This is a genomic window from Pseudarthrobacter sp. As-47 (genome assembly GCF_058215595.1).
On sequence record NZ_JBYZMU010000002.1, the window covers coordinates 51,393 to 63,339 of the forward strand.

An 11,947-nucleotide genomic window follows, 5' to 3' on the forward strand; every position below is an offset into this window, starting at 1 on the left:
GAACGATGACGAACAACGTCAGCCAGGTCACCGACCGCCTCGCCTCTGCCGAAACCGGCATGCAGCCCTGGCTGTGGCTGCCACTGCTGAGACTCCTCGCACTGGGCGACCCTGTGGACGCAGCGGACCTTGCCGCGGCCACGGGCCGCCCCGTCGGAGAAGTCCGTGACGCGCTTGCGGCCATGCCCGACGTCGAGTACGACGGATCAGGCCGGATCGTCGGGATGGGACTGACCCAGCGCGCCACCCGGCACCGCTTCGAAGTGGACGGCGAACAGCTCTACACCTGGTGCGCGCTGGACACCCTGATCTTCCCCACCCTGCTGGGCGCCTCCGCACGGATCGAATCCGCCTACGACTCCGCCAGCACCCCGGTGCGCCTGCGCGCCGGCAGCGCCGGTGTCACCGGTGTTGAGCCGGCCACCGCGGTGGTGTCCCTGATTAACCCGGAAGACATCAGTTCCGTCCGCTCATCCTTCTGCAACCAGGTCCATTTCTTCGCCTCACCCGAGGAAGCCGAACCCTGGCTCAAGAACCACCCCGAGGGCACCGTCATCCCTGTCGAGGAGGCGTACCGGCTCGCTTCGGACATGGCCGGAAAAATGCTCTCCCAGAGCGACGCCCGGGAAACCGGAAAACCGGGGAACCGGGTCCAGAGCTGCAGCTGCTGACACACGGCGCCCCCCGGGCACCACAATGGGTGACGAAAAGACGTTTGACGAGCAGAACCCGAAAGATCAAACCAATCTGAAGGAGATCAGCGTGAACGAACATTTCGATGTGGCAGTGCTTGGTATGGGGCCCGGCGGGGAGGTCGCCGCGGACCGCCTGCTGAAAGCAGGGAAGAAAGTAGTCATCTTTGAGCGGGAACTGATCGGCGGGGAGTGCGCCTACTGGGCCTGCATCCCGTCCAAAACGGTCCTGCGGCCGCCGGAAGCACGCATGGAGGTACAAAAAGCAGCCGGTGTCAGCGGGGCCGAGCTGGACTGGGACGAAACAGCCAAATACCGGGACTACATGATCCGGAACCTGGACGACAAAGCCCAAGTGAACGGCTACGCGAAGCAGGGCGCGGAGGTGATCAAGGAAGAGGCACGGCTTACCGGACCCGGCCGGATCCAGGCCGGGGACCGCGAAATCACTGCCGAGCACATCATCATCGCAACGGGATCCGATGCCGTGATTCCACCACTGGACGGCCTGGACCAGGTCACCGCATGGACCAACCGCGAAACCTACACCGCCACCACCCTTCCTGGGCGCGCGGTGATCATCGGCGGCAGCGCAGTGGGAGTGGAAACGGCGACGTTCCTGGCCCGCTTCGGCGTCAAGGTCACCCTTGTCCACCGCGGGGAACGCCTGGTCAACAGGGAAGACGCCCGAGTCGGTGAACTGGCGCACCAGTACCTGCAGGAAGCCGGTATTGATATCCGGCTCGGAACCTCCGCTGCGCGGGCGCGGCGTGAGGGCACCGAGAGCATGGTCGAGCTCGAAACCCGCGGCGGAGAACCCGCCGGCACTGTCGCGGCCGACGTCGTGATCTTCGGTACGGGCCGTAAACCGCGCACCGAAGGACTTGGCTTCGAACACGCCGGGGTGAAACTCGGAGACCGGGGCGAAGTCCTGGTCGATGAACACTGCCGGGCCGGCGAAAACACCTGGGCCATCGGAGACGTCACAGGCATCATGCCCTTCACCCACGTGGCGAAGTACCAGGGACGGATTGCAGCGGATGCGATCCTCGGCCGACCACACAACGCCACCTATGAGGGCATACCGCGTGTGGTGTTCGCAGATCCTGAAATCGCCGCCGCCGGGCTGACCCAGCAGCAGGCCGAACAGCGCGGCATCCGCACCGCCGCAGCCGAACTCGATCTTGCCAACGCCATCGCCCGGCCCTGGACCTACGAACAGGACCCCCGGGGACACTTGGGCCTACTGGCCGACGCCGATAAGAAAACTCTCATCGGTGCCTGGGCGGTCGGGCCGATGGCCGGGGAATGGATCCACCACGCCGCCCTGGCTATCCGGACGCAGCTGCCCCTCGACACCCTGCTGGACCAGGTCGCTCAATTCCCGACCTACCACGAGGCCTATCAAACAGCCCTCGAAAAGCTCGACGTCCAGTAGCTCGTCAGGCTGGCACGCCCCCGGGCCGGGACAGGGCGCGGGCGGGATCACCTTCGAAGGAGAACGCCGTGAAGGTCAGCGAAGCACCTGAAGATCATGTCCATGCGTGGGCCGGCGGAAACGCCGGGACCGAAACACTGAATACCGACGCAATGAACCAGCAGGCCGCCCTCGCCGGGCGCGGCCTGCCCGATGCGGCGAAACAACGTGAGTTCACCGGCGGTGGTGGCCTCGGGGTACCTGAGGGTCTCCGACGTGGCATCGGCGGCCCATTCACGGGTGGTCACACCCGCAGGGACCACCTCCGGTGAGCGCCGGAAGCGATTTCCCTGACATCGGCGCTTTGGCCCCGCTCGGTGATGGACTCTCCGCTGCCCTGGTCGGACCCGCCGGGGCCATCGAGTTCTTCTGCCCGCTCCGATTCGATGCACCGGCCCTCGTCTTCCCACTCCTTGACCGCCACCTCGGAGGAACGCTCCACTTCGGCCCCGCCGATTCTGCGACAGAGCGGCTTTCCTGCAGCCGCCGGTACGGCGCTGCCAGCGCCGTACTAACCCTGGAATGGGCTTGGCCCGGTGGAAGAGCGAGGATGCAGATGGCAATGCGCTGGCCACCACCGGAATCGGGACAGGAAATCCTCTGGCTATTGGAGGGCCTTGAGGGTTCCCTGGAGGTTGAAGCCATCATGGATCTCCGCCCCGGATTCGGGGCAGACCCTGTCAATCTCACCGTCAACCCTTCCGGCGCGTACCTACAACACCCTGGGACGCCCATCGGGTTCGAAATCGACGGGCTCACATTGCATCAGGAAGGCCAGCACGCCCACGGCCGTGGGGTCCTGAAGGCCGGGGACCGGTGGGCGGCACGCCTGAAAGTCGGTTTGCCGGGCTCCTCACCGTCCGGTACCGGCACGGTAACCCCGGCCCATGTCGCCGCCACTATCAGTGCCACCGAAGAGGCTTGGCAGGAATGGGCCAGCCATCTGGTCTACGACGGGCCAGGGGCGGAGGCCGTCATCCGCAGTGCCATCACCCTAGAGCAACTGATATACGCTCCCACGGGAGCTGTCACAGCTGCTGCGACGACCTCCCTGCCGGAACAGATCGGCTCCGAACGCAACTGGGATTACCGATACACCTGGCTGCGGGACGCCAGCTTCACCCTCAACGCCCTCTACCAACTGCAGTGCAGGCCCGAGGCCAACGCTTACGCTTCCTGGCTGTGCCGCACCACTGCCGCCAGCGGCCTGCCCCTGCGGGTCCTATACCGGGTCGACGGCACGACGGAAATCCCCGAGGCGTCACTGACTGAACTGAGCGGGTACCGCAACAGCCGGCCCGTACGGGTCGGCAACGCCGCGGAAACCCAACTGCAGCTCGACAGCTACGGCGAGTTGCTGGACTGCCTGACGATCTGCGAAACCTTCGGCGACGACGTAATGCGCACCGAATGGCCGAACTTCCGACGGCTGGTGGACTTCACCGCGGCCCACTGGGATGAGCCCGACAGCGGTATCTGGGAGGTCCGCAGCCGCCCACGCCACTTCGTTCATTCCAAAGCCCTCGCCTGGACAGCGCTGGACCGGGGTGCGCGGCTGGCCGAAATGCATGATCTTCCAGGGAACGTATCGATCTGGCGCAAAGCAGCCGAGGAGTGCAGGGGTCAGGTCTTCGACCAAGGAATCGCTGACGGGCACTTTATTCGGGCCTATGACGACCCGACCATGGATGCGAGCCTGCTGATGCTGCCCATCGTCGGCTTTGTGGAGGGTGACCATCCAGCCATGCTTGCGACCCTGGACACCGTGCAGGCACACCTCGGACCCGAGGACGCAGTGGTGCCCGGCCTGCTGCACCGCTACGACCTAACCCACCCCGAAAGTGGAGGAGATGGGTTGGAAGGAACCGAGGGAACTTTCACCATAGCCAGTTTCTGGCTGGTCGAAGCCCTCGCCTTGGCCGGACGCACCAAGCAGGCAGAGAAACTATTCGCAGACCTGCTCACCCTGGGCGGGGACTTGGGGATCTTCGCCGAAGAGATCGATCCGTACACCGGCTCACAACTGGGAAACACGCCACAGGCCTTCAGCCATATCGGCCTCATCAACGCCGCCATGCGACTGGCCGGAACCACGGCCAAGGCACACATACCGGCCGGGAACACCGGCACCCAACCTTGAACCGGCGACCAGCAGCACATTTAGGACAGGCGGATAGCCATGAACGACACCAAAGATACGGTTTCAACCCTGCTGATACTGGGAGGGACAGGTGACCTTGCATCCAGACTGCTGTTGCCTGGCCTGGGCCGGCTGCTGACTGAGCAGCAGGATAGGCGGGTCGCCCTGGTCGGCTCCGGAACCCGGCCCTGGGACGACGAGCAATGGTCCGAGACCGTCAAGGCAGCTTTCGGGACCGTTGATGCCACCGGCCCCGCCGTTGAACATACTCTGGCCAATTCCCGCTACCTCAGCGCCGACGTATCCTCAGCCGAGGATCTGGAACAACTGCTTCAGGCATCCACCGGCATTCCCGCCATCTACTTCGCCCTTCCCCCAGCGGTAACAGCCAAAGCGGTCCACGCACTGAAGGATATTGAACTTCCCGGCAAAACCATACTGGCAGTGGAAAAGCCTTTCGGAAGTGATCTGCAGGGAGCCGCGGAACTGAACGCAATGCTGTCGGCACTGGTGTCGGACGAGCAGGTGTTCCGGGTCGACCATTTCCTGGGCAAATCAACCGTACTGAACATGCTGGGCCTGCGCTTCACCAACCGCCTCTTCGAGCCGCTGTGGAACAGGGACCACATAGCGAAGGTGGACATTGTTTACGACGAAGAACTGGGACTGGAAGGACGCGCAGGGTATTACGACGGAGCCGGGGCAATGGTCGACATGATTCAAAGCCACCTGCTGCAGGTCATGTCACTGGTCACGATGGAACCACCGGCGAGCGTCGACGCGGTGGACCTGCGGGCAGCGAAGTCTCAGGCAATTAGAGCGGTACGACTCTGGGAGGATGATCCGGTGCGGGCCAGCAGACGCGCCCGTTACACCGCAGGAACAGTAGATGGCCGGCACCTGCCCTCCTACGCCGATGAAGACGGCGTCGATCCGTCCCGCGAGACCGAAACCCTGGCGGAAGTCACGGTCGAAGCGGATAACTGGCGGTGGGCCGGGGTGCCCTTCACCCTTAGGTCCGGCAAAGCGCTCGGAGAGCCGCGCCAGGAAATAGCCGTGACATTCCGCGCCGTACCCCGGGTACCAGACGGGCTGCACGGAGCCGAAGAACCGACCGTGCTGCGTATCAGTCTTGGGCCAGACTCGATGGCCCTGGAATTGAATATCAACGGCCCGGGGGATCCATTCACCGTCGATCGGGCCGCTCTCACTACCGACTTCGGCAGTGGGCGGCTGAACCCGTATGGGGAAGTGCTCCAGGGCGTCCTGGACCGCGACCCGACGCTGTCGGTCAGGGCAGAGGCCGCAGAACACGCCTGGGGGATCGTTGATCAGGTCCGCTCCGCATGGCAGGAAGGCAAAGTTCCCTTGGACGAATACCCGGCCGGATCCTCCGGCCCGGCCTGACAATGAAAGCAACCCGGAGTTCGCGCGCAAGATGACAGCACAAAATCCACAAGCTAAGTAACTTCTGACGTTCCAAGATCGTTACTCCCCTTAAACCAGCTTGACCTGCAGCCCGACACCGCCCGCGTGGTCCGGGAAGGTCGCGAGGACGAGATCCTCGTCGAGAAGGTGAAAACCGGCGATACGGTGCGGATCCGGCCGGGTGAGAGGGTTCCGGTCAACGGACGGGTTCTTGAGGGTTTCTCCATCCTTGATCTGTCCCTGGTCACGGGAGAGCCTGTCCCGGCGGAGCGTTCACCTGGTGATGAGGTCATCGGCGGTTCCATCAACGGCGCCGGGTCCCTCCTGGTGGAGGTCACCCGTACCGGGGCCGACAGTTTCCTGGCCCAGGTCGTGCGGCATGTCGAGGACGCGCGGGCCCTCAAACCCGGGATCCTGCATCTGGTCGACCGCGTGTTGCGCATCTACACCCCCACCGTGCTTATCGTCGCAAGCATCGCACTGCTCGGCTGGCTGGCCGGCAGCTGGGCCCTGACCGGGGAACCCGACGTCCGGCGGGCCGTGTTCGCCGGCATCGGGGTATTGGTGATGGGCTACCCGTGCGCGGTCGGCATCGCAGCTCCGCTGGCAATCGTCCGCGCCGCCGGCGAGGCAGCAGACCAGGGCATCATCATGCGCACCGGTGAAGCCTTCCAGACCTTCGGACACGTACGCACGATCGTTCTGGATAAAACCGGAACCCTCACCGAAGGCCGCCCCACCGTCCGGGAAACACGGGCTCTTGGCGACGAGGTCGAGCTGCTGATGCTGGCCGCCGCCGCGGAAAGCCCGTCCGAGCACCCACTCGCCCGGTCCGTCGTGGCCGCGGCGGAACAGCGCCGGATCGCCATACCTGCTGCCCGCGACTTTGAATCCGTCACAGGGTTCGGGGTCATCGCCCGCATGAACGGGCGGCCCCTCATCGTCGGTCGGCCGCAATTCCTTCAGGAGAAGGGAGTGGATACCGCACCGCTGGCCGCTGCAGTCCAAGAACTTGAGGACATCGGCCGGACGGTGATCGCAGTCGCCGCGGACGGGCAGCTGCAGGGCATCATTGCCCTGGGCGATGACATCCGTCCCGATGCCATCGAGGCGGTCAGAGCCATGAAGGAGGCGGGCATCCGCCCGGTGCTGGCGACCGGGGACAACGCGCGCGCAGCCGCGCACGTCGGGGCGGAGGTCGGCATCGAGGAGCTTCACGCCGGTATTCTGCCCGAGCAGAAGGCCGCACTGGTCCGCGAACTGCAGGCCGGCGGCACCCGGGTAGCGATGGTCGGAGACGGCATCAACGACGCCCCCGCGCTGATGCAGGCCGATGTCGGCATCGCCATGGGCGGCGGAACGGACATCGCGATGGAATCCGCTGACGTCGTGATTGTCCGCAATGACCTGCGGCTAATCCTGGTCGCGCAGGAGAACAGCCGCTCCAGCTACAGGCAGACCCGCCAGAATGTTGCCCTGGCGTTCCTGTTCAACGGCATTGGGATCCCCGCCGCGACAACCGGGCTGGTCTACCCGGTCTGGGCCATGGTCGCCATGGCCCTGTCAGTCACCACGATTTTCATCAACAGCCTCGGCGGGCGCCCCTCGCTGCTGTTCCAGGCCATCGGCAGCGTCGGACGCACCGGCGCCGACTAAGACAGGCAAGCTTTCACCCCCGGCTTCCGCAGGTGCGAATGAAAACGTGACGGCAAACCCTATTTTCTGGAGCACTACCGCTGCCGGCGCCGCGCTGGTGATTCAGCGGATCAGTTTCCGGTAAGCTCGGCGTGCAGCTTTTGGACCCGGGCCTTGATGTCATCGCGGACCAGGCGCATGCGTTCCATGCCTTCGATGCCGCGCTCGGACGGTTCGTCCGTTTCCCAGGTTTCGAAGCGTTTGCCTTCGCGAGGCTCGAGTTTGGCTTCGTTGCCCAGGACGATCACGACGTCGACGGCGTCCAGGACCTCGTCGGTCACCGGTTTCGGGTACTCCGAGGTGATGTCGATGCCAAGTTCTGCCAGTGACTCAACGGACTGGGCATTGAGCTTCTCGGCGGGTTTAGTCCCGGCCGAGTACACGGTGACATCATCCTTGGCGAGGTCCCTCATGAGTCCGGCGGCGAGCTGGGACTTGCCGCCGTTCTTTTTGCAGACGAACAGGACGGACGGGGTTTTCGTGGTGTCGGTCATGCCTGTGATTCTTCCTTCTTCAGCAGGGACGCGGCGAGAACCCGGACCCGGTCGTGGATGTCGTCCCGGACGGCCCGCACTGTATCCAGGGACTGGTCAGCGGGGTCAGGCAGTTCCCAGTCTTCATAACGTTTGCCCGGGTAAATGGGGCAGGAATCACCGCAACCCATGGTGATGACAACGTCCGAAGCGCGGACGACCTCGTCAGTGAGCGGCTTGGGGTAATCCTTTGAAAGGTGCAGCCCCATCTCCGCCATCGCCGCCACAACGTTGGAGTCCAACGCCGCTGCCGGCATGGATCCTGCCGACCGGACATGGATTCTGCCCTTGGCCTCGACGTTCAACAGGGCAGCGGCCATCTGGGAGCGGCCGGCGTTCTGCACGCAGACGAACAGAACCTCCGGGGTGTCGGAGGCAACGTCTGCCTTGGACCTGGCCAGGGCGCGCAGCCGTTCACTGGCGAAATGCTCAGTGGTGGCCGGCAGGTAGGCGGTGACACGGGCCGTGCGCGCCAGGGCGGCGTAGGACTCAAAGACGTACCGCTCAACTGTTTCCGCGGCGAACAGCCCTGCGAAACGCGTCGACAGCCGTTCGCTGATCCGGTACAGGAGCTCGGTGTTGTCCTGCAGGCCCAGCGTGGTGCCGTGATCGGTCATGCCAGTCTCTTCCTCTTCACGGGGTGGGTTCGGACTGGGGGTCAGGACAGGCCGGAGCGGCCGTGGGAGAGGCCGGTGGGGAACCCGACCAGAACCGGTTCCGGAGCCGCGCAGCACGAGGACTCCGCAGGTGAAGCGGCCGCGGCGGGGACATCGCAGCTGGTGCCGGCGTCTGAGGAGCAGACCCCTGTTTCGGGGAGTTCGAGCTGGACGGTGTCGGCGGCTTCGCGGTCTCCGGCCAGGGCTGCGGCGACGGAGCGGACCTGTTCGTAGCCGGTGGCCAGCAGGAAGGTCGGTGCCCGGCCGTAAGACCTCATCCCCACGATGTAGAAGTCCTTGTCCGGGTGCGCCAGCAAGGTCGCGCCGTGGGGCGGGACGGTGCCGCAGGAGTGGAATTCGGGGTCGATCAGCGGGCCGAGTTCCCGTGGTGCTTCCACGGCGGGGTCCAGGTCCAGGCGCAGTTCCCGCAGGATGTCCAGGTCCGGGCGGAACCCTGTGCAGGGCACCAGGACGTCAGCCTCTACGGTGCGGCCGTCCACGGCTTCCACAGTCACCCCTGATTCGAGTGCTTTGAGGGAGCTGATGCCGAAGCCGGTGTGCAGTTCGATGGTTCCTGCCTCCACGAGGCGGCGGAGCCTGGAGCCGAGCTGGCCGCGGGCGGGCAGGCCGTCGGCGTCCCCGCCGCCGTAGACCTTTTCGGCGGAGGCTCCCCGGACTGCCCAGAGGATACGGGTGTCCGGTTCTTCCTTGGCAAGGTCGGCGAGGTTGATCAGGGTGTTGGCTGCGGAGTGTCCCGCACCGACGACGAGGATGCGGCGGCCGGCGAAGGCGGCGCGGTCGCGGCCGGCGAAGGCGGCGCGGTCGCGGCCGGCGACGTCCGGGAGAGGGGAGGAGATAAGCCCGGCGGCGGCTTCTTCTCCGATCGCGGGCAGACCTGAGGTGCCGAGCGGGTTGCGGGTGGACCAGGTGCCGGAGGCGTCGATGACGGCCGCGGCCGCGACGTCGCGGGTTTCGCCGGTGCCGAGCTGGACACGGACGGTGAAGGGGGTGGTGTCGCGGTCCCGGGTATGCGTTTTGTCCATGCCCTGGCGGGTCACGGACAGGACGCGCGTGTTGGTCTGGAGCCTGGTGGCAAGCTCGGGGAGGGCCGTCAGGGGTGTCAGGTAGTTGTCGACGAGCTCCCCGCCGTAAGGCAGGGCGGTGGGGCGGGGTGACTCCCAGCCGGAGGCTTCGAGCAGGCGGGCGGCGGCGGCGTCGATGTTGAACCGCCAGGGGGAGAAGAGCCGGATGTGGCGCCAGGCCTCGATGGCGGCACCTGCGGATGGGCCTGCTTCGAAGATGATCGGCTCCAGGCCGCGTTCGAGCAGGTGGGCGGCGGCTGCCAGGCCCACTGGCCCGGCGCCGATCACGGCGACGGGAAGGTTCTTCTCTGAATCCATGGTGTCCTCTTTCATCCGTTGTTCTTGGCTGGGTTCCGGGGCCTGCCGGCCAGGTGGCCGGCAGGCCGGGTCGGGCTGGGGTCAGCAGCAGTCCTGGTCGTTGTCGCAGCAGTCATCGCCGCAGCATCCGTTAGGCATGGATTTCACCCCCTTCCCGATGGAGAGGTCAGGCGTGGGTGGGCTCCTCCACCAGGGCAGTGGCGATGCTGTCCGCATCCTCCAGCGCGGCGAGGTAGCGTTCGGCGTCCAGGGCTGCGGCGCAGCCGGTGCCGGCGGCGGTGATGGCCTGCCGGTAGCGGTGGTCCACGGCGTCCCCGCACGCGAAGACGCCGGTCAGGTTGGTGACGGTCGTCGGGGAGTCGACCTTGATGTACCCCTCGTCGTCCAGGTCCACCTGGCCCGTCAGGAGTTCGGTGCGCGGCACGTGGCCGATGGCCACAAAGATGCCGGTGGCGGCCTGCTCCCGGGTTTCGCCGGTGACGGTGTCCGTCAGGGTGACGCCGGTGACCTTGCCGTCGCCATGGATCTTGGTGATGGCGGAGTTCCAGGCGAAGCTGATCTTGGGGTTGTCCTTGGCGCGCTGGGCCATGATGCGGGAGGCACGAAGTTCGCCCTTGCGGACGACGACGGTGACGGACTTGCCGAACCGGGTCAGGAAGGTCGCTTCCTCCATGGCCGAGTCACCGCCGCCGACGACAATGATGTCCTGTTCGCGGAAGAAGAACCCGTCGCAGGTGGCACACCAGGAAACCCCGTGGCCGCTGAACTTCTTCTCCTCCGGCAGGCCAAGTTCCTTGTACGCAGAACCGGTCGCGAGGATAACGGCCGGAGCTTCATAGGTTTCACCGCCGCCGGTGACCGCGCGCTTGAGGTGGCCCTTCAGCTGGACTTCGGTGACGTCGTCGAACTGTACTTTGGCACCGAAACTTTGGCACCGAACTTCTCGGCCTGCTCCTGCAGCCCGTCCATCAGCTCGGGTCCCTGCACACCGCCCGGGAAGCCCGGGAAGTTTTCTACTTCGGTGGTGTTCATCAGCGCGCCTCCCGCTGTGACCGATCCGGCCAGGACCAAAGGCTGCAGGCCGGCACGGGCAGCGTAGATGGCCGCGGTGTAGCCGGCAGGGCCGGAGCCGATGATGATCAGCTGCTCGGTTTTGGCGGGTGCGGGTGTTGCGCTGTTGCTGCTCATGCGTGTCTCTCCTGGGATCCGGGACGGGCTACTTGGCGGCCGGGACGAGGGATGCGATCAGGTCCTCAATGCGGCCCTTGATCTGATCCCGGATGGGGCGGACGGATTCGACGCCCTTGCCGGCCGGGTCCTCCAGGACCCAGTCCTCGTAGCGCTTACCCGGGAAGTACGGGCATTCGTCGCCGCAGCCCATGGTGATCACCACGTCCGATTCCTTCACGGCCTCGGTGGTGAGGACCTTGGGAACCTCGGCGGACATGTCGATGCCCAGCTCGGCCATGGCCTCAACCGCGGCCGGGTTGATCTTGTCGGCGGGCTGGGATCCGGCAGAGCGGACCTCGATCTCGCCCTTGCCAAGGGTGGTCAGGAACGCGGCGGCCATCTGGGAACGGCCGGCGTTGTGGACGCAGACGAACAGGACGGAAGGCCTCCTGGCGGTATCGGTGGTCATCGCGGGTTTTCGGATTTCTTGATGGGTGCAGTGGTGATGTAGCTTCCGGCCGACGGGCCGCTGCAGCTGACGTCGAGATCCAGGTGCACGGTGATGGAGTCGAGATCCTTGATGTTCTCGATTCGGATGGTCTTGTAAATAGTCTGCTGGGTGCTCATGATGTTTCCTTCAGGTCCGATGATAATGTGGTTTGGGTTTACCTCGCAGGCGTCGGGGGGCCCCGGCGAAGTAGTCTTTGCGTGCCCAAGGGCAACGTAAACCAGTGCACCCAGGGGGCGGACTTCGTG

11 protein-coding genes and 2 pseudogenes are annotated in these 11,947 nt (G+C 65.4%); 5 read left to right on the forward strand and 8 right to left on the reverse strand.

What is annotated here, in order from left to right:
- Window positions 1–5 precede the first annotated feature (5 nt).
- Both merB and AC4BCK_RS21160 read left to right on the forward strand, forming a co-directional pair.
- Complete coding sequence (gene merB / locus AC4BCK_RS21155) at window positions 6–671, forward strand: organomercurial lyase MerB (RefSeq protein ID WP_490567053.1); 666 nt, start codon at window positions 6–8, stop codon at window positions 669–671.
- Window positions 672–762: 91 nt separating this feature from the next.
- Window positions 763–2,130 (forward strand): dihydrolipoyl dehydrogenase family protein, encoded by a 1,368-nt coding sequence (locus AC4BCK_RS21160; protein ID WP_490567054.1) that lies wholly within the window; start codon window positions 763–765, stop codon window positions 2,128–2,130.
- A gap of 47 nt (window positions 2,131–2,177) precedes the next feature.
- On the opposite strand, the gene AC4BCK_RS21165 is transcribed toward AC4BCK_RS21160, so the two are convergent.
- Window positions 2,178–2,417, reverse strand: coding sequence for a hypothetical protein (locus AC4BCK_RS21165; RefSeq protein ID WP_490567055.1), 240 nt, complete (start codon window positions 2,415–2,417; stop codon window positions 2,178–2,180).
- Window positions 2,414–2,611 carry a hypothetical protein gene (locus AC4BCK_RS21170; RefSeq protein ID WP_490567056.1) on the reverse strand — a complete coding sequence of 66 codons (198 nt, stop codon included), beginning with the start codon at window positions 2,609–2,611 and terminating at the stop codon, window positions 2,414–2,416. Before AC4BCK_RS21170 ends, AC4BCK_RS21165 begins: the two co-directional genes overlap by 4 nt.
- Before the next feature lie 120 nt (window positions 2,612–2,731).
- Between AC4BCK_RS21170 and AC4BCK_RS21175 the strand changes: the two genes are divergently transcribed.
- The 3 genes and pseudogenes from AC4BCK_RS21175 to AC4BCK_RS21185 all read left to right on the forward strand — a co-directional run.
- Window positions 2,732–4,309 carry a glycoside hydrolase family 15 protein gene (locus AC4BCK_RS21175; RefSeq protein ID WP_490567057.1) on the forward strand — a complete coding sequence of 526 codons (1,578 nt, stop codon included), beginning with the start codon at window positions 2,732–2,734 and terminating at the stop codon, window positions 4,307–4,309.
- Between the two features lie 39 nt (window positions 4,310–4,348).
- The gene (locus AC4BCK_RS21180; protein ID WP_490567058.1) at window positions 4,349–5,716 is read left to right on the forward strand and encodes a glucose-6-phosphate dehydrogenase; all 1,368 of its coding nucleotides are present in this window, start codon (window positions 4,349–4,351) and stop codon (window positions 5,714–5,716) included.
- A gap of 99 nt (window positions 5,717–5,815) precedes the next feature.
- Window positions 5,816–7,393: pseudogene (locus tag AC4BCK_RS21185) on the forward strand (heavy metal translocating P-type ATPase); the annotation flags it as partial.
- A gap of 110 nt (window positions 7,394–7,503) precedes the next feature.
- Here the strand turns inward: AC4BCK_RS21185 and AC4BCK_RS21190 are convergent.
- The 6 genes and pseudogenes from AC4BCK_RS21190 to AC4BCK_RS21215 form a co-directional block, all read right to left on the reverse strand.
- Window positions 7,504–7,926: an arsenate-mycothiol transferase ArsC gene (locus tag AC4BCK_RS21190; protein WP_490567002.1), complete on the reverse strand. Its 423-nt coding sequence runs from the start codon at window positions 7,924–7,926 to the stop codon at window positions 7,504–7,506.
- Window positions 7,923–8,582: an arsenate reductase ArsC gene (locus AC4BCK_RS21195; protein ID WP_490567059.1), complete on the reverse strand. Its 660-nt coding sequence runs from the start codon at window positions 8,580–8,582 to the stop codon at window positions 7,923–7,925. Before AC4BCK_RS21195 ends, AC4BCK_RS21190 begins: the two co-directional genes overlap by 4 nt.
- 41 nt (window positions 8,583–8,623) lie before the next feature.
- A complete protein-coding gene (locus tag AC4BCK_RS21200; RefSeq protein WP_490567060.1) occupies window positions 8,624–10,021 on the reverse strand; it encodes an FAD-dependent oxidoreductase in 1,398 nt (465 codons plus the stop codon).
- 166 nt (window positions 10,022–10,187) lie between these two features.
- Window positions 10,188–11,209 (reverse strand): annotated as a pseudogene (gene trxB / locus AC4BCK_RS21205) (thioredoxin-disulfide reductase).
- A 28-nt stretch (window positions 11,210–11,237) separates the two neighbouring features.
- Window positions 11,238–11,660 (reverse strand): arsenate reductase ArsC, encoded by a 423-nt coding sequence (locus tag AC4BCK_RS21210; protein WP_490567061.1) that lies wholly within the window; start codon window positions 11,658–11,660, stop codon window positions 11,238–11,240.
- Window positions 11,657–11,818, reverse strand: a complete 162-nt coding sequence (locus tag AC4BCK_RS21215; RefSeq protein ID WP_490567062.1) for a hypothetical protein — start codon at window positions 11,816–11,818, stop codon at window positions 11,657–11,659. Before AC4BCK_RS21215 ends, AC4BCK_RS21210 begins: the two co-directional genes overlap by 4 nt.
- Window positions 11,819–11,947: the final 129 nt, after the last annotated feature.